A 16,647-nucleotide genomic window follows, 5' to 3' on the forward strand; every position below is an offset into this window, starting at 1 on the left:
TGGATCATTCGGAGTACGTGGTTTCCTTCGGCGCCAGCGTCGCGGCGCTAACCTTGCGCGCGAGCTTCGCGCTGCCGTGGGCGAGCGCTTCGGGGCGGAACGAGAAGTGCATGAACAGCAGGCTCACCACGGTGGCGCCGAACATCAGCATGAAGCAGGTGGTGCGCACGCCCGTGAGGTCGACGAGCAGGCCGAACAGGATCGGCAGCACGAAGCCCGCGAGACCGCCCGCCAGCCCCACGACGCCGGAGACGGCGCCGATGTTGTCGGTGTACTCGTCGCCGATGAACTTGAAGACCGAGGCCTTGCCCACCGCCATCGCAATGCCGACGACGAACATCAGCACCGTGTAGAACACCGGTCCCGTGCTGATATGCAGACCGAGCGGGCCATGCGCGCCGTGGACCGTGAAGTCGGTCGGCGGGTAGCTCAGCAGGAAGAAGCACGCGAGCGCGACCCACATCACGGCCCACGTCGTGCGATAGGCGCCATAGCGGTCGGAGAGCCAGCCGCCTAGCGCACGCAGCACGCCGCCGGGCAGCGAGAAGCACGCAGCGAGAAACGCGGCCTGCTCGATGCCGAAGCCGTACTGGTTCACGTAGTACTGCGGCATCCACAGCGACAGGCCGACATAGCCGCCGAACACCACCGAGTAATACTGCGCGTAGCGCAGCACGCGCGGGTCGGCAAGCACGCGCATCTGGCTCGCAACGCTCGCCGTGCCGGGTACGCGGTGCGCAGGGTTGCTCGCGGAAAACATCCAGAACAGCAGCGCCGTCGCGAGCATCGCAACGGCATAGACCTTCGGCACGATGGTCCACGTACCGGCCGCGACGATCAGCACCGGCGCCACGAACTTGTTGAGCGCGGCGCCCGAATTGCCTGCGCCGAAGATACCCATGGCGAAACCCTGGCGCGACTTCGGGAACCAGCGCGCGACATAGGGCGTGCCGACTGAGAACGATGCGCCGGCGAGTCCCACGAACAGGCCGAGCGCGAGGAATTGCCACAGTTGCGTCGCGTACGTGACGAGCCAGATCGGCACGACGGTCACGAGCATGGTGATGAAGAAAACGATGCGCCCACCGAAGCGGTCGGTCCAGATGCCGAGCGGCACGCGGGCGAGCGAGCCGGTGAGCACGGGCATCGCGGCAATCAGGCCGAATTCGGTATCGGTGAGGTGAAGCTGTTTTTTGAGCGGAATGCCGAGGATCGCGAACATCATCCAGACGGCAAAGCAGATCGTGAACGCGAAGGTGCTCGAACCCAGCACGCGCCAGGCTCGGCTATCGGCTACAGGTTCCGCCTGCGGGGATGGGGCGGCTTTCATGAATTTCCCTCTTGTCGTTTAGTTGACGTGACAAGAGTAGGAAAGACGAAAGGTGCGGACTATTCTCCGCAGGGAGTGCGCGACGATGCGCCACTAGAACTTAAGGAGTAGTACCGAGGGAACGAGTTGGCGCGGAAGAAAAATCGCATGCATGCGAACACGCCGGAGAGCAATGCGATTAGTTCGAAAAGCCGTAGCGTGTCATGAAACACGCTACGGCATGGTGTCGCACGCGATCAACGATCAGCGGAACACGACCGTCTTGTGCCCGTTGAGCACGATGCGATGCTCCACGTGCCACTTCACCGCGCGCGCGAGCGTCACGCATTCGACGTCGCGGCCAATGGCGGTGAGCTGGTCCGGCGTCATGTTGTGATCCACGCGCTCGACTTCCTGCTCGATGATCGGGCCTTCGTCGAGATCGGACGTCACATAATGCGCCGTTGCGCCGATCAGCTTCACGCCACGATCGAACGCCTGGTAGTACGGCTTCGCGCCCTTGAAGCTCGGCAGGAACGAATGATGGATATTGATCGCGTGGCCTTCGAGCGCCTTGCAAAGCTGCGGCGAGAGGATCTGCATGTAGCGCGCGAGCACCACGAGATCGGCGCCTTCGCGGTTCACCACTTCGAGCACGCGCGCTTCCTGCGCGGCCTTGTCGGCCTCAGTGCCGCCGAGTAGCGGGAAGTGATGGAACGGAATGTTGTAGCTCGCGGCGAGCTGATAGAAGTCCTTGTGATTCGAGATGATCGCCGGAATCTCGATAGGCAGCTGGCCGGTGCGATAGCGGAACAACAGGTCGTTCAGGCAATGGCCGATCTTCGAGACCATGATGACGACGCGCGGCTTCACGTTCGCGTCATGCAGTTCCCAGCGCATGCCGAACTCCTGCGCGAGCGGCTCGAACGCGCTGCGCAGGCCGTCGAGGCCCGGGTCGCCGCCCACTTGCTGGAAGTGCACGCGCATGAAGAACTCGCCCGTGTGGCTGTCGCCGAACTGGGCCGAGTCGAGAATATTGCTGCCGCGCTCGAACAGAAAGCCCGACACGGCATGCACGATGCCAGGCCGGTCGGCGCACGACAGTTTGAGGATGAAGCTGTGATCGGTCGACATGACCTTGGTAACTCCCGTCAATACTTTGGTGTTGCTAAAAGGGCTTGAGGCCTTGCTAAGAGAACCGCCGCCCTTTCACAGCGTCGGCGGTTCGAAGATCGCGGCAATGCCCTCGCACGCGTCTTCGTCTATCCATTGGCGGCGCAGCAGGCAGTCGAGTGTCGCGAGGCTCGCGTCCACCGTCATCGCGCCCTCTTCGATCCAGCGCGCGGCTTCGTCGATGCGCGCGAGGCGATGCTCGCCGACTTCGCCGTCCTGGTTGTGCGGCACGAAATCGGCCGGGAGCACGAGGTCGTAGATGAAGATCTGCTCGGCCTGCGTGCCTTCCGGCAGCGACTGCAGCACGTGCACCGTGCGGCCCGCGCGCGCCTCGCGCGCCAGGTCCTCGGCAATGCCAGCCTCTTCCCAGCACTCCTTCACAAGCGTGGCCTCGATGCCGAAGCCCCAGCCGATGCCGCCCGCCACGACGTTATCCAGCATGCCGGGGTCGGTGGCCTTGGTGTGGCTGCGCCGCGCGATCCACAATTGCGGCGCACCGGGCGACAACGGATCCGCGTATTCTACGACGCCGTTCAGATGCACCGCGTACGTCATCGTGCCGAAAAAGCGCGAGGCCGCGCGTTCGATAAAGGCGAGCGGCGGCGCGTCGAAGGCGTTGCGGATCGCGTAGGTTTCGTTGCGCCAGCCCGGAATATGCCCTTCCGCCGCAAGTGCGCCAATCACCGAGCCGAGCGCCGCGCTGCGTGCATCGACACTATCGAAGTGCGGGGCGAGCGTCACGCGGGCGCTATCCGCATCGCCGTCGATTTCGAACACGTCGGGCCAGCGCGCGAGCCGCGCCACGTCGTTCTCGCGTATCCAGCCCACGCGCTCGTCGCCGATATGAAACGGCAGATGCGCGCCGGCATCGAAACGCCGCGCGTCGGTAATGCAAGGCAAGGTCATCGATCAGGACTCCGTTGATCAGTCGCGCAAGGCGACGCGAATGCCGATGGCGATGAAGGTGACGCCGGCGAGACGGTCCAGCCACACACCCGCGCGGGGCCGGCGCTTCAGCCAGCCGCCGATCGTGCCCGCGCACAGCCCGAAGACGGAGAACACCACGACCGTCTGCGCCATGAACACGAGGCCGAGCTCGAGCATCTGCAGCGTGACGTGCTGCGCGCCATGCGGGTCGACGAACTGCGGCAGGAACACGACGAAGAACAGCGTCACCTTCGGATTCATGATGTTGCCGAGCACGCTCTGGCGAAAGATCGCGGAGAGCGGCTGGCGCGGCCTGTCGCCGGCGGCGGCGAGACCCTGGCTGCGCAGCGCCTTCACGCCGATCCACACGAGATACGCGGCGCCGGCGAGCTTGAGGATCTGGAACGCGAGCGGCGAAGAGCGCAGCACGGCGGCCACGCCGAGCGCGGCGAGCGTGGTGTGGAACGTCACGCCCGCGGCGAAGCCGAGCGCGGCAACGAGACCGGCGGCGCGGCCCTGCGAAATGCCGCGCGCGAGCACCTGGAGATTGTCGGGACCGGGCGCGAACGTGATGGCGATGGAGGTGGCGAGAAAGAGCGCGAAATTCGGCATGAGATCGACTCGTGGCGGTGTGCGTTCGGGTTTCAGTGCCCGCCGAAGGCGGTCACGGTGAAGAGCGCCAGGCCTGCATCGGAGAGCAGCTTCGAGCCGCCCAGATCCGGGAGGTCGATGATCGCGGCACCCTCCACCACGCTCGCGCCGAGGCGTTCGAGCAGCAGCTTGCCGGCCATCATGGTGCCGCCGGTGGCGATCAGGTCGTCGACGATCACGACGCGATCGCCCTTGCTGCAGGCGTCCTCGTGAATCTCAACGGTCGCTTCGCCGTATTCGAGCTTGTAGGTCTCGGAAACGGTCTTGTACGGCAGCTTGCCGATCTTGCGGATCGGAATGAAGCCCACGTTCAGCTCATACGCGACGATCGGCCCGATGATGAAGCCGCGCGCGTCGAGCCCTGCCACGTAGTCGAGCTTCGCATCGACATAGCGCTCGACGAACAGGTCGATCAGCACGCGCAGGCCCTTCGGATGGCCGATGAGCGGCGTGATATCGCGGAACTGCACTCCCGGCTGAGGCCAGTCAGGCACCGTGCGGATCAGGCTGTTCACGAACTGGGCGGCTTCAGCGCTCGGGTTCGCAGGCGCGTTGGACATGATTTCTCCGGGCAGTGGCTGGATAAAGAACGGTAGAGCTATTTAAACGGGGCAGGACCCCCTTGGCGCAGTCTCGCGATTGCGGCAGCGACGGTGACAACGACGGCGTATCAGACCGCCGCCGCGCCCGCGCCGGCCGCACCCGGCTTGCGATGCCGCGAAAGCCGCTCCTCGGCCTGCGCGAGCTGCTCGGGCAGACCGCGCAGCACGACGATGTCGGCCTCGCGCAGCTTGGTCGATGGGTCCGGTTCCACCCCACGAATGCCGTGGCGGCGGATCGCCGTCACCTCGACGCCGAGCTCGTACAGGCCCAGTTCCGCGAGCGTGCGGCCCACGGCGTCGGCCCGCTCGTCGACCGGTACGGATTGTAGCCGCACCTGCTCGTGACCGTCCTCGCCCACATCGTCGGTGCCGTGGAAGTAGCCGCGCAGAAGGCTGTAACGCTCGTCGCGCAACTCTTCCACACGGCGCACCACGCGCCGCATCGGCACGCCCATGAGCACCAGCATGTGCGAGGCGAGCATCAGGCTGCCTTCCACGATCTCCGGAATCACCTCGGTGGCGCCCGCGGCGAGCAGGCGCTCGAGATCGGCGTCGTCCACCGTGCGCACGATCACGGGCAAGGTGGGCTCCAGCTCGTGAATGTGATGGAGCACGCGAAACGCCGATTGCGTATTGGCGTACGTGATCGCCACGGCGGCCGCACGGTGGATGCCCGCCGCGACGAGCGACTCGCGCCGCGCCGCGTCGCCGAACACCACCGACTCGCCCGCCGCCGCCGCGGCCGCCACACGATCGGGGTCGAGGTCGAGCGCGACGTACGAAAGGCCCTCGTATTCGAGCATGCGCGCGAGGTTCTGCCCCGCGCGGCCGTAGCCGCACACGATCACATGGCCGCTTTGCTTGATGCTTTGCGTGGCGATGCGCGTCATCATCAGCGACTGCTGCATCCATTCCGTCGAGGAGAGGCGCAGCACGATGCGGTCGGCGTTCTGGATCAGGAACGGCGCGGCGAGCATCGACAGCAGCATGGCCGCGAGGATCGCCTGGAGCAGCGTGGCATCGACGAGGTGCTTGTCGAGAATGAGGTTCAGCAACACGAAACCGAATTCGCCGGCCTGCGCGAGGCCGAGACCCGTGCGCATGGACACGCCCGGCGAGGCGCCGAAAATACGCGTGAGCGCGGTGATGAGCACGGCCTTCAGCACGACCGGCCCGAGGAAGAACGCCGCCACCATGATGGGGTGCTGCCAGATCACGTGCGGATTGAGCAGCATGCCCGTGGTCACGAAGAAGAGGCCGAGCAGCACGTCGCGAAACGGCTTGATGTCTTCTTCCACCTGGTGCTTGTACGGTGTTTCGGCGATCAGCATGCCCGCGATGAAGGCGCCGAGCGCGAGCGAGAGGCCGAACTTGTCGGTGATGAACGCGGCGCCCAGCGTGACGAGCAGCACGTTGAGCACGAACAGTTCCTGCGAGCGGCGCCGCGCGACCACGGTGAACCAGCGCGTCATGAACTTCTGCCCGACGATGAGCAGAATGCCGAGCGCGAGCACGATCTTCACGGCCGCCGTGCCGAGCGACTCGACGAGCGACGCCGACGAACCGCCAAACGCCGCGATCACGATGAGCAGCGGCACCACGGCCAGATCCTGGAACAGCAGCACGCCCATAATGTTGCGGCCATGCTCCGATTCGATCTCGAGCCGCTCGGAAAGCATCTTGCTGACAATGGCCGTGGACGACATGGCGAGCGCGCCGCCCAGCGCGACGCAGGCCTGCCACGTGATATGCACCCACGGCTCCAGCACGAGCCCGAGCAGGAGCGCCACCACGATCGTGCCGAGCACCTGCGAAAGCCCGAGGCCGAACACGGCGTGGCGCATGGCGCGCAGCTTCGAGAGCGAGAACTCGAGGCCGATGGAGAACATCAGGAACACGACGCCGAACTCGGCCAGGTTCTGCGCGCCATGCGTGTCCGGCACGATGCCGAGCGAGCGCGGGCCCACGAGAATGCCCACCGTGAGGTAGCCGAGCATCGGCGGCAGATTCAGATAACGAAACAGCACGACGCCAACCACCGAGGCGAGCAGCAGGAACAGCGTCATTTCCAGCGGGGAGATCATCGTGTGAAGCGTCCTCGTTCGTCTGCGGTACCGGCGATGCGAATTCTGCCCCGCGCCGGGTCACTGATCGACGCGAAGGCGGCTAGGGCCTGTTTACATTAATAACGGGCTAAATGGGAAGGGCTACGGAGAAACGACTGGGCAAGCCCGGCGGCTCGCGCACGGGGTTTTGGCGCTGGGGGGCGCTGGCGCGGCGCGCAGACGCCTTTGCTATACTCCGCGGATGATAGCGAAAATCAATGGCGACCGGGCGCTGAAGCTCGCTCGCAACGTGCTCGACATCGAAGCGGACGCCGTGCGCGGGCTTCGCGACCGGCTCGACGACAACTTCGTAGGCGCGGTCGACCTTATCCTCAGCTGCCGCGGACGCGTGGTCGTGTCCGGCATCGGCAAATCGGGCCACATTGCCCGCAAGCTCGCGGCCACGCTGGCCTCCACGGGCACCCCGGCGTTCTTCGTGCATCCGGCGGAAGCGAGCCACGGCGACCTCGGCATGGTCACCGCCGACGACGTCTTCATCGGCCTGTCGAACTCCGGCGAATCCGAAGAACTCGTGGCGATCCTGCCGCTCGTCAAGCGCATTGGCGCGAAGCTCATCGGCATGACGGGCAATCGCCCGCAGTCGACGCTCGGCCAGCTCTCCGATGTGCATCTGGACGCCGGCGTGGAGAAAGAAGCCTGCCCGCTGAACCTCGCGCCCACCGCCAGCACGACGGCGGCGCTCGCGCTCTCCGACGCGCTCGCGGTCGCGGTGCTCGACGCACGCGGCTTCGGCGCCGACGACTTCGCGCGCTCGCATCCGGGCGGCGCGCTCGGCCGGCGCCTGCTCACCTACGTGCGCGACGTGATGCGCACGGGCGACGAAATCCCGAAGGTGCGCGACGACGTCACCGTGCGCGACGCCCTCTTCCAGCTCACGGCCAAACGCATGGGCATGACGGCGGTCGTCAACGCCGACGGCCACGTGCAAGGCATTTTCACCGACGGCGACCTGCGCCGCGTGCTCGAGCGCGTGGGCGATTTCCGCGACCTGCCGATCGCGCAGGTCATGACGAAAGGCCCGCGCACCATCGGCCCGGACCAACTTGCCGTCGAAGCCGTGGAACTGATGGAGCGCCATCGCATCAATCAGATGCTGGTCGTCGATGCCGAGGGCACGCTGATCGGCGCCCTCAACATGCATGACCTGTTCTCCAAGAAGGTGATCTGATGGCTATCCCACTCGACGCAACCGCGCGCGCCGCGCGTGTGCGCCTCATGATTTTCGACGTCGACGGTGTGCTCACCGACGGCGGCCTGCTCTTCACCGGCGCGGGCGACACGATGAAGGCGTTCAACTCGCTCGACGGCCACGGCGCGAAGCTGCTGCGCGAAGCCGGCGTCGACACGGCCATCATCACGGGGCGCCGCTCGGAGATCGTCGCCGTGCGCGCGAAGGAACTGAAGATCACGCACCTGTGGCAAGGCGCCGAGGACAAGCGCGTAGCGTTCTCCGAGCTGCTCTCGCAAACGGGCATTGCGCCCGAAGCGTGCGGCTACATGGGCGATGACTGGCCCGACCTCGGCGTGATGCTTCAGTGCGGCTTCGCGGCCGCGCCCGCGAACGCCCATCCGGACGTGCTCTCGCGCGCCCACTGGGTGTCCGACAAGGTGGGCGGCCACGGCGCCGTGCGCGAAGTCACCGACCTGATCCTGCGCGCGCAGAACCGTTACGACGCCCTGCTCGCCGAGGCCTGCGCGCCGCTCGCCGGGATGCCGCGATGAACCCGAAGTTCCGCCTCACTTCGCTCGTGCCGCTCGTGTGCGTCGCCGCGCTCGCCGGTTTCACGTGGTGGCTGCTGCAGGCCGTCCAGCCGCGCGAGAAGGAGGCGGCGCCGCGTGCGCCCACGCATACGCCCGACTATTTCGCCGACAACTTCTCGGTGTCCGAGCTCGACCAGTCGGGCGCCACGCAGTACCGGCTCACGGCCACGCACATGGTTCACTACGAGGACGACGAGAACAGCGACCTCACGAACCCGGCCGTACGCGCATTCCAGCCCGGCAAGCCGATTGTCACGGCCACCGGGCTGCGCGGCACGGTCAACGCCGACGCCTCGATCGTCAATCTGTACGACAACGCGCGCATTCTGCGCGCGGCTGGCGCTGGCGATCCCGAAATGCAGGCTGATTCCGAGCATTTCAAAGTGCTCGTGAACGACGATGTGATCCTGACCGAAAAGCCGGTTAAACTTCGACGCGGCCAGTCGGTCATGACGGCCACCAGCGGCATGAACTACAACAATGTCTCCCGGGTCATCCAGCTCTTCGGCAACGTCCGTGGAGCCATCGCCCCGGCTGACTCCGGCGGCTCGTCCTGAACGCCGGGCCGTCCACGCAAGGCACGATTGCATGAACGATTCGCTTCCCCGTCCAATGAACGGCCGTTCGCCCGACGCGCGCCGCGCACGCTTCGCGGCGCTGATGGCGCTCGCCAGCGCGCTGCTGTTCGCCGGCCTCGCGCCCGCCGCCCACGCCGAACGCGCCGACAAGGACAAGCCGCTCAATATCGAAGCGGACAACATGACGTATGACGATCTGAAGCAGCAGACCGTCTTCACGGGCCACGTGGTCGCCACCAAGGGCACGATCCTCATCAAGGCCGACAAGCTCGTCGTCACGCAGGACCCGCAGGGCTACCAGTTCGCGACCGGCACCGTCGCGCCGGGCACGCCCGCCGAGAAGCTCGCCTACTTCCGCCAGAAGCGCGAAGGCCTCGACGAATACGTCGACGGCACGGCCGAGCGCATCGACTACGACGGCAAGCAGGACCTCACCACGCTCACGACGCGCGCCACGGTGCGCCGTCTGCAGGGCCTCTCGACGGTGATGGATCAGGTCCACGGCAGCGTCGTCACGTACGACGGCCAGAACGACTTCTATACGGCGCGCTCCGGAAAGGACGTCGCAGGTCCCGGCAACCCCGGCGGCCGCGTTCGCGCCATGCTCTCGCCGCGCAACACCACCACCGGCGCACAGCCACCCGCCGGCGCCCCGGCCGCGCTCACGCCGTCCACCAAGCTGCAGGAAGCGCCGCCACAGTGAATACCGTTACCGCCCCCCAAAGCTACGGCCGCCAGCTGGCCGGCAAGACGAGCACGCTCGTCGTGCGCAACCTGAAGAAGCGCTATGGCTCGCGCACCGTCGTCAAGGACGTTTCGCTCGACGTGAAGAGCGGCGAAGTGGTCGGGCTGCTCGGCCCGAACGGCGCCGGCAAGACTACGTCGTTCTACATGATCGTGGGTCTCGTGCCGCTCGATGCGGGCGAGATCGACCTCGACGGCCGGTCCATCAGCCTTCTGCCCATCCACAAGCGCGCGGCGCTCGGTCTTTCGTATCTGCCGCAGGAAGCTTCGGTGTTCCGCAAGCTCAGCGTCGAGGAGAACATCCGCGCAGTGCTCGAACTGCAGGTGGATGGCAAAGGCAAACGTCTGTCGAAAGACCTCATCACCGAGCGCGCCGAAGCGTTGCTCGAGGAGCTGCAAATCGCGCATCTGCGCGATAATCCGGCGCTGTCACTCTCGGGCGGCGAACGCCGGCGCGTCGAAATCGCGCGCGCGCTCGCAACCGATCCGAGCTTTATCCTGCTCGACGAGCCGTTCGCGGGCGTCGACCCGATCGCCGTGCTCGAAATCCAGAAGATCGTGAAGTTCCTCAAGCAGCGCAACATCGGCGTGCTGATCACCGACCACAACGTGCGCGAGACGCTCGGCATCTGCGATCACGCGTACATCATCAGCGACGGCAGCGTCCTCGCGGCCGGCGCACCCGGCGAGATTATCGAGAACGAGAACGTGCGCCGCGTTTATCTCGGCGAGCACTTCCGCATGTAAGCCCCGGGCGCGCCTCGCGCGCCCCCTCACCGCCGCCCCGCAGCACCCACCCGGGCGCGCGATCCGCTTTCGCGCTTTTCCGGCCTCATCTTTCGCATTCCCCGTGTAACTCCGCTGTATCGACCTTGCCCCCAAAACGGTGCATGGCAGGCCGGGCAGCGCCTCTGTTTGCGCACCAAATTCCGGGCACGCACCGGCACGGCGCACGCTCGTTTTTGCGAATGCCCCCGTGGTTTCGTCCGCGTGGCAAACTCTTTACAATGGTTCGCACACCGCCATGAAAGCCAGCCTCCAACTCCGCCTCTCGCAGCATCTTGCGCTCACGCCACAACTGCAACAGTCCATCCGGCTGCTGCAGCTGTCGACGCTCGAACTGCAGCAGGAGGTCGCGACAGCGATCTCGCAGAACCCGCTGCTCGAAAACGAGGACGACTGGATCGCGAGCCCGCTGCGCGTGGCCTCGGACGGCTCGCTCATCGCGCAGCCGCCCACGTCCTCCGGCGCCGAGCCGATGCAGGGCGCGAACAGCGCCACTTCGGCCTCGAACGGCAGCGGCGAGAACAGCGAGAGCGAGCCGCGGGGCGTGGACGAATACGACGGCCTTGGCGGCGACGCGAACGGCGACGCGAGCCAGTGGAACCTGGACGACTACGGCCGCTCGGGCAACGCCTCCGACGACGACGACCTGCCGCCGCTGCAGATCCACGAATCGACCACCACGCTGCGCGACCATCTCATGGCGCAGTTGCGCGAAACGAACGCGAGCCAGCGCGACCGCGCGCTCATCACCTTCCTCATCGAATCGCTCGACGAAGACGGCTACCTCAGCGCGACCTGTGAGGAAATACTTGCCGACATTCCCGAAGAATTCGAAATCGACACCGACGAATTCAATGCGGCGCTAGCGCTGCTGCATAGCTTCGACCCCGCGGGCGTGGGCGCGCGCTCGGCCTCCGAGTGCCTCAAGCTGCAGTTGCTGCGCGTCAATTCGTCGCCCACGCGCACGCTCGCGCTCGAGATCGTGTCGAACTATCTCGAATTGCTCGCCGCGCGCGACTTCACGCGGTTGCGCAAGCAACTGAAGACAGGCGACGACGAGCTGCGCGAGGCGCATGCGCTGATCCGTTCGCTCGAACCGTTCCCGGGTGCGTCGTATGGCAAGGCCGAAGCCGATTACGTGGTGCCCGACATCATCGTGAAGAAGGCCGGCCAGAACTGGCGTGCGGAACTGAACCCCGAGGTGGTACCGAAGCTGCGCATCAACCATCTGTACGCGAATATCCTGCGCAACAACCGCGGCGATCCGGGCAGCGGTTCGCTGCGCCAGCAGCTGCAGGAAGCGCGCTGGCTCATCAAGAATATCCAGCAGCGCTTCGAGACGATCCTGCGTGTTGCGCAGGCTATCGTCGAGCGTCAGAAGAACTTTTTCGTGCACGGCGAAATCGCCATGCGCCCCTTGGTTTTGAGGGAGATTGCTGATACGCTGGGCCTACACGAATCAACTGTCTCGCGTGTGACAACCGGTAAATACATGCTGACTCCATTCGGGACACTTGAATTTAAGTACTTCTTTGGATCGCATGTATCGACGGACACCGGAGGCGCTGCATCGTCTACCGCCATCCGCGCCCTCATCAAGCAACTCATAGGAGCCGAGAACACCAAATCTCCTCTTTCAGACAGCCGCATAGCCGAACTGCTGGCGGAACAGGGCTTCGTGGTCGCGCGACGCACCGTTGCGAAGTATCGCGAAGCACTGAAGATTCCGGCGGTTAATCTGCGCAAGTCTCTTTAGCTTGTTCCGGTTTTCACGGAGCAGGCGTTTTCCGGCCGCTACGCCCGTTGGCGGACATGGCCGGCCGAGTTAGCCCGCCGTCGCAGGCCTTTCGGGGAGCCGCGCACAGGCAGACAGTCGACCGGCATTGCCGCACTTCACGCGTCACGCGGCCATTAGCCTGGAGAAGCACTATGAATCTGAAGATCAGTGGACACCATCTCGAAGTAACGCCAGCGTTGCGAGAATACGTGATCACCAAACTGGACAGGGTGCTAAGACATTTCGATCAGGTAATCGATGGCAATGTGGTCCTCTCGGTCGACAACCATAAGGAAAAGGATAAGAGACAGAAGGTCGAAGTGAACCTTCATCTGAAAGGCAAGGACATATTTGTGGAGAGCGCGAACGGCGACATGTACGCCGCCATCGATCTCGTGGTCGACAAGCTGGACCGCCAGGTCGTACGTCACAAGGACCGCGTGCAGGGACATCAACATGAGGCGATCAAGCACCAGCCTGCGCCCATCATCGAAATCCCGCCGCAGTGATCCCACAGTGTCCTGTGTGGCGATTCACGCCATGAACCGGGGCTGGAGTCGATAGTTCATCCTCCGCCCCTCGAAGCAAAGCCGCCCGAACCGGGCGGCTTTTTCGTGAGTGCACGCCATGCAGGGTTTTACCACCGGGTGCAACCGGGCAACGAGGGTTGCGCTCATGCGTGGCGCATCGCACCATCGGTGTGGACGCTTGTTCTATAATGGTCCAGTCGTATTACGGGGTCTAACGCGCCAACAGGTCCCCACTGGTCCCGGTACCGGGCTTCGTCGCCAGATCCAAAGCTTCCGCCAAAGCGGTCAGCTGTCGGGGTGTGAAGCATTCAGGCCACGTTTTCGCCTGCCAACATGAATCGTTTAGCCAAAATACTTCCTATCGAGAACGTCGTCGTCGGCCTGTCCGTCACCAGCAAGAAACGCGTCTTCGAGCAGGCTGGCCTGATCTTCGAAAACCAGAACGGCATCGCCCGCAGCACGGTTACCGACAATCTTTTCGCACGCGAGCGCCTCGGCTCTACGGGCCTTGGCGAAGGCGTCGCGATCCCGCACGGCCGCATCAAGGGCCTGAAGCAGCCGCAGGCTGCCTTCGTGCGCCTCGCCGAGCCGATCGCCTTCGAAGCGCCAGACGGTCAGCCCGTCTCGCTCCTGATCTTCCTGCTCGTGCCCGAACAGGCCACGCAGCAGCACCTTGAAATCCTGTCCGAGATCGCACAACTGTTGTCGGATCGCGAAACGCGTGAGCGGCTCCATACGGAAGAAGACCGCGAAACGTTGCATCGCCTGCTCACCCAGTGGCAACCTTGATGTAATGTGCGGCGTCTTGTGGTGCGCGGTCGCGGTACGCGCGGCCGAACAGCGCGCGCTCGACGCTCGTTGCAGGGGCGAAGCGCCGGGCGCCGGCAGCCGTTAACCACCCAGGTAGCGCATCCAGGTCGCGCGGTTTATTTAGCCAGCAATTCAGTCAGCCGTTAAGCGAGTCATCTCGCGGAGTCACCGACTCATGGACACTTCCAGCATCAACGCCCAAAGCATCTTCGACGACAACGCCACCACGCTGAAACTCAGCTGGCTGACGGGGCACGAAGGCTGGGAACGCGGCTTTTCGACCGAGACGGTGGCCACGGCCACGGCGAGCGCGGACCTCGTCGGCCACCTGAACCTCATCCACCCGAACCGCATCCAGGTGCTCGGCGACGCCGAAATCCACTACTATCAGCGCCAGACCGACGAAGACCGCTCACGCCACATGGCCGAGCTGATCGCACTCGAACCGCCGTTCCTCGTGGTCGCCGACGGCATGACCGCGCCGCCCGAACTGGTGCTGCGTTGTACGCGTTCTTCCACGCCGCTCTTCACCACGCCAATGTCGGCGGCCACTGTCATCGACAGCCTGCGCCTCTACATGTCGCGCATACTCGCGCCGCGCGCGACGCTGCACGGCGTGTTTCTCGACATTCTCGGCATGGGCGTGCTGCTCACGGGCGACTCGGGTCTCGGCAAGAGTGAACTGGGTCTGGAGCTGATCAGCCGCGGCCATGGCCTCGTGGCCGACGACGCCGTGGACTTCGTGCGCCTCGGCCCCGATTTCGTCGAGGGCCGCTGCCCGCCGCTGTTGCAGAACCTGCTCGAAGTGCGTGGCCTCGGTCTGCTCGACATCAAGACGATCTTCGGTGAAACGGCCGTGCGCCGGAAGATGAAGCTCAAGCTCATCGTGCAGCTCGTGCGCCGCCCGGACGGCGAGTTCCAGCGTCTGCCGCTGGAGAGCCAGACCGTCGACGTGCTCGGCCTGCCCATCAGCAAGGTCACGATCCAGGTGGCCGCGGGCCGCAACCTCGCCGTGCTGGTCGAGGCCGCCGTGCGCAATACGATCCTGCAATTGCGCGGTATCGACACCCTGCGCGACTTCATGGACCGCCAGCGTCTCGCCATGCAGGACCCCGACAGCCAGTTTCCCGGCAAGCTGATCTGACGCCCGAAGCCGCGCGGCCGGCGAGGCGCGCGAAGCACGCCGCGCGCGCCCCCGAAACGAGCGCCCGCGGCCCGGAGAGCCAATACAGGCGCGCGGATCGGATGCTATGATGACCCAATCGGGTTCATCGACTCTCCCATGCGTATCATCCTGATCACCGGCATTTCGGGTTCCGGCAAGTCAGTGGCGCTCAACGCGCTCGAAGACGTCGGCTACTATTGCGTCGACAATCTGCCGCCGCGCTTTCTACCGCAACTTGCCCAATATCTCAGCGACGATGGCTACGAACGCCTCGCCGTCGCTATCGATGCGCGCTCGAGTTCGTCGTTCGACGACATGCCGGAGATGATCCGCGACCTGGCTCTTCGCCACGATGTGCGCGTGCTCTTCCTCAACGCGAGCACGCAGTCGCTCATCCAGCGCTTCTCGGAAACGCGGCGCCGCCATCCACTTTCGGGCTCCGCCGCGCACGACGCGAACGTGGGCATGCTCAAGTCACTCGAAGAAGCGATCGAGCACGAGCGCGAACTCGTCTCGAACCTCGCCGAATTCGGCCATCAGGTCGACACGAGCAACCTGAGTTCGAACGCACTGCGCCAGTGGGTGAAAGTGTTCGTCGGCGGCGAGCGCGGCTCGCTCATGCTCACGTTCGAATCGTTCGGCTTCAAGCGCGGTGTGCCGCTCGACGCGGACCTCGTGTTCGATGTGCGCACGCTGCCGAACCCGCATTACGACGCCCGCCTGCGGCCGCTCACCGGGCTCGATCAGCCCGTGATCGACTTTCTGAATGCGCAGTCGGCCGTTCACGAAATGATCGACGATGTCTATGCGTTCGTCGCGAAGTGGCTGCCGCATTTTCGCGCCGACAACCGCAGCTATCTCACCGTTGCGATTGGCTGCACGGGCGGACAACATCGATCGGTGTACATCGCCCAGACGCTCGCCACGCGCTTTGCCGGCGAGTCGAACGTTATCGTGCGTCACCGCGACGCGCCTCTCGATGTCGGAGAGTCGTCACGGCTGATCGCCTAACCGGCTGCGCATCGCGCGGCCCTTAACCGAAAGCGTTGCGCCATGCCCTCGTCTCCTGCCGTGCTTGCCGATTTGCCGTTGTTCCCGCTGCATACGGTGTTGTTCCCCGGCGGCCTGCTGCCGCTCAAGATCTTCGAAGCGCGATACGTGGACATGGCGAGCGAGTGCCTGCGCGAGCACACGCCGTTCGGCGTGTGTCTGCTCAAAAGCGGCGCGGAAGTCGCGCAGCCCGACGAGACCACTGCCGTGCCCGAGCCCGTTGGCTGCCTCGCGCTCATCGAGAAATGCGATGTCGAGACCGTCGGCATGCTGCACATCCAGGCTCACGGCACCCAGCGCTTTCATCTGCTCTCGCATCGCGTGGAAGCCGACGGCCTGCTCGTGGGCATGGCCGAACTGATCCCCGAAGATATTCCGCTAGAAGGCGGCGATCAGCTCGCGCAATTCGGCGCGTGTGCGGAAGTCCTCGAGCGCATCATTGCGACGATCCGCGAGCGCGACCCCGCGAGCCTGCCGTTTGCAGAGCCGTTCCGCTTCGACGATCCCTCGTGGGTGTCGAACCGTCTGGCCGAGGTGCTGCCGATCGCGCTGCGCGCGCGTCAGAAGCTCATGGAGTTGAACGACGCGGGCGCGCGTATCGAAATCGTGCATCACTACATGCAGCAGCATCAGTTACTTTGAGGCGGCGTTGATGCTG

The 16,647-nt window shown here is 65.0% G+C and carries 17 protein-coding genes; 11 read left to right on the top strand and 6 right to left on the bottom strand.

Going from position 1 to position 16,647, the window contains the following annotated elements; genetic code table 11:
* Positions 1–4 precede the first annotated feature (4 nt).
* The 6 genes from M3A49_RS19470 to M3A49_RS19495 form a co-directional block, all read right to left on the bottom strand.
* Complete coding sequence (locus M3A49_RS19470; RefSeq protein ID WP_266230282.1) at positions 5–1,330, bottom strand: MFS transporter; 1,326 nt, start codon at positions 1,328–1,330, stop codon at positions 5–7.
* 243 nt (positions 1,331–1,573) lie between these two features.
* Positions 1,574–2,443, bottom strand: coding sequence for a formyltetrahydrofolate deformylase (gene purU, locus M3A49_RS19475; protein ID WP_254338633.1), 870 nt, complete (start codon positions 2,441–2,443; stop codon positions 1,574–1,576).
* Positions 2,444–2,518: 75 nt separating this feature from the next.
* Entirely contained in the window at positions 2,519–3,388 is an 870-nt protein-coding gene (locus M3A49_RS19480) for an NUDIX hydrolase (RefSeq protein WP_266230283.1), read from the bottom strand.
* A gap of 18 nt (positions 3,389–3,406) precedes the next feature.
* Positions 3,407–4,021 (bottom strand): LysE family translocator, encoded by a 615-nt coding sequence (locus M3A49_RS19485; RefSeq protein ID WP_266230284.1) that lies wholly within the window; start codon positions 4,019–4,021, stop codon positions 3,407–3,409.
* Positions 4,022–4,053: 32 nt separating this feature from the next.
* Positions 4,054–4,620 carry an adenine phosphoribosyltransferase gene (locus tag M3A49_RS19490; protein WP_266230285.1) on the bottom strand — a complete coding sequence of 189 codons (567 nt, stop codon included), beginning with the start codon at positions 4,618–4,620 and terminating at the stop codon, positions 4,054–4,056.
* Positions 4,621–4,730: 110 nt separating this feature from the next.
* Positions 4,731–6,746 carry a cation:proton antiporter gene (locus M3A49_RS19495; protein ID WP_254352521.1) on the bottom strand — a complete coding sequence of 672 codons (2,016 nt, stop codon included), beginning with the start codon at positions 6,744–6,746 and terminating at the stop codon, positions 4,731–4,733.
* A gap of 223 nt (positions 6,747–6,969) precedes the next feature.
* Between M3A49_RS19495 and kdsD the strand changes: the two genes are divergently transcribed.
* The 11 genes from kdsD to M3A49_RS19550 all read left to right on the top strand — a co-directional run bounded on the left by kdsD (position 6,970) and on the right by M3A49_RS19550 (position 16,631).
* On the top strand, positions 6,970–7,956 hold the full coding sequence (gene kdsD, locus M3A49_RS19500) for an arabinose 5-phosphate isomerase KdsD (protein WP_028201866.1): 987 nt from the start codon (positions 6,970–6,972) through the stop codon (positions 7,954–7,956).
* Positions 7,956–8,510 carry a KdsC family phosphatase gene (locus M3A49_RS19505; protein ID WP_266230286.1) on the top strand — a complete coding sequence of 185 codons (555 nt, stop codon included), beginning with the start codon at positions 7,956–7,958 and terminating at the stop codon, positions 8,508–8,510. The genes kdsD and M3A49_RS19505 overlap by 1 nt, the downstream gene beginning before the upstream one ends.
* Complete coding sequence (lptC, locus tag M3A49_RS19510; protein ID WP_028201865.1) at positions 8,507–9,106, top strand: LPS export ABC transporter periplasmic protein LptC; 600 nt, start codon at positions 8,507–8,509, stop codon at positions 9,104–9,106. The genes M3A49_RS19505 and lptC overlap by 4 nt, the downstream gene beginning before the upstream one ends.
* Before the next feature lie 31 nt (positions 9,107–9,137).
* A complete protein-coding gene (gene lptA / locus M3A49_RS19515) occupies positions 9,138–9,830 on the top strand; it encodes a lipopolysaccharide transport periplasmic protein LptA (protein ID WP_028201864.1) in 693 nt (230 codons plus the stop codon).
* The gene (gene lptB, locus M3A49_RS19520; RefSeq protein ID WP_266230287.1) at positions 9,827–10,618 is read left to right on the top strand and encodes an LPS export ABC transporter ATP-binding protein; all 792 of its coding nucleotides are present in this window, start codon (positions 9,827–9,829) and stop codon (positions 10,616–10,618) included. Before lptA ends, lptB begins: the two co-directional genes overlap by 4 nt.
* Positions 10,619–10,895: 277 nt before the next feature.
* The gene (locus tag M3A49_RS19525) at positions 10,896–12,413 is read left to right on the top strand and encodes an RNA polymerase factor sigma-54 (protein ID WP_266230288.1); all 1,518 of its coding nucleotides are present in this window, start codon (positions 10,896–10,898) and stop codon (positions 12,411–12,413) included.
* 173 nt (positions 12,414–12,586) lie between these two features.
* Positions 12,587–12,943, top strand: coding sequence for a ribosome hibernation-promoting factor, HPF/YfiA family (hpf, locus tag M3A49_RS19530; RefSeq protein WP_028201861.1), 357 nt, complete (start codon positions 12,587–12,589; stop codon positions 12,941–12,943).
* Positions 12,944–13,297: 354 nt separating this feature from the next.
* Entirely contained in the window at positions 13,298–13,753 is a 456-nt protein-coding gene (gene ptsN, locus M3A49_RS19535; protein ID WP_028201860.1) for a PTS IIA-like nitrogen regulatory protein PtsN, read from the top strand.
* A 196-nt stretch (positions 13,754–13,949) separates the two neighbouring features.
* Complete coding sequence (hprK, locus tag M3A49_RS19540; protein WP_028201859.1) at positions 13,950–14,918, top strand: HPr(Ser) kinase/phosphatase; 969 nt, start codon at positions 13,950–13,952, stop codon at positions 14,916–14,918.
* Between the two features lie 138 nt (positions 14,919–15,056).
* Positions 15,057–15,950, top strand: coding sequence for an RNase adapter RapZ (gene rapZ, locus M3A49_RS19545; protein WP_254352526.1), 894 nt, complete (start codon positions 15,057–15,059; stop codon positions 15,948–15,950).
* 42 nt (positions 15,951–15,992) lie between these two features.
* Positions 15,993–16,631, top strand: a complete 639-nt coding sequence (locus M3A49_RS19550; RefSeq protein WP_266230289.1) for an LON peptidase substrate-binding domain-containing protein — start codon at positions 15,993–15,995, stop codon at positions 16,629–16,631.
* The last annotated feature ends 16 nt before the right edge of the window (positions 16,632–16,647 follow it).

This window comes from Paraburkholderia sp. CNPSo 3076 (assembly GCF_026343935.1).
GTDB lineage: Bacteria > Pseudomonadota > Gammaproteobacteria > Burkholderiales > Burkholderiaceae > Paraburkholderia > Paraburkholderia nodosa.

What these genes read in the sequence shown, in the direction of transcription:
- purU (WP_254338633.1), bottom strand. Translation starts at nt 2,443, where the DNA reads ATGTCGACCGATCACAGCTTCATCCTCAAACTGTCGTGCGCCGACCGG.
- hprK (WP_028201859.1), top strand. Translation starts at nt 13,950, where the DNA reads ATGGACACTTCCAGCATCAACGCCCAAAGCATCTTCGACGACAACGCC.
- rapZ (WP_254352526.1), top strand. Translation starts at nt 15,057, where the DNA reads ATGCGTATCATCCTGATCACCGGCATTTCGGGTTCCGGCAAGTCAGTG.
- M3A49_RS19495 (WP_254352521.1), bottom strand. Translation starts at nt 6,746, where the DNA reads ATGATCTCCCCGCTGGAAATGACGCTGTTCCTGCTGCTCGCCTCGGTG.
- M3A49_RS19485 (WP_266230284.1), bottom strand. Translation starts at nt 4,021, where the DNA reads ATGCCGAATTTCGCGCTCTTTCTCGCCACCTCCATCGCCATCACGTTC.
- lptC (WP_028201865.1), top strand. Translation starts at nt 8,507, where the DNA reads ATGAACCCGAAGTTCCGCCTCACTTCGCTCGTGCCGCTCGTGTGCGTC.
- M3A49_RS19550 (WP_266230289.1), top strand. Translation starts at nt 15,993, where the DNA reads ATGCCCTCGTCTCCTGCCGTGCTTGCCGATTTGCCGTTGTTCCCGCTG.
- M3A49_RS19480 (WP_266230283.1), bottom strand. Translation starts at nt 3,388, where the DNA reads ATGACCTTGCCTTGCATTACCGACGCGCGGCGTTTCGATGCCGGCGCG.
- hpf (WP_028201861.1), top strand. Translation starts at nt 12,587, where the DNA reads ATGAATCTGAAGATCAGTGGACACCATCTCGAAGTAACGCCAGCGTTG.
- ptsN (WP_028201860.1), top strand. Translation starts at nt 13,298, where the DNA reads ATGAATCGTTTAGCCAAAATACTTCCTATCGAGAACGTCGTCGTCGGC.
- lptA (WP_028201864.1), top strand. Translation starts at nt 9,138, where the DNA reads ATGAACGATTCGCTTCCCCGTCCAATGAACGGCCGTTCGCCCGACGCG.
- M3A49_RS19470 (WP_266230282.1), bottom strand. Translation starts at nt 1,330, where the DNA reads ATGAAAGCCGCCCCATCCCCGCAGGCGGAACCTGTAGCCGATAGCCGA.
- kdsD (WP_028201866.1), top strand. Translation starts at nt 6,970, where the DNA reads ATGATAGCGAAAATCAATGGCGACCGGGCGCTGAAGCTCGCTCGCAAC.
- M3A49_RS19490 (WP_266230285.1), bottom strand. Translation starts at nt 4,620, where the DNA reads ATGTCCAACGCGCCTGCGAACCCGAGCGCTGAAGCCGCCCAGTTCGTG.
- M3A49_RS19525 (WP_266230288.1), top strand. Translation starts at nt 10,896, where the DNA reads ATGAAAGCCAGCCTCCAACTCCGCCTCTCGCAGCATCTTGCGCTCACG.
- M3A49_RS19505 (WP_266230286.1), top strand. Translation starts at nt 7,956, where the DNA reads ATGGCTATCCCACTCGACGCAACCGCGCGCGCCGCGCGTGTGCGCCTC.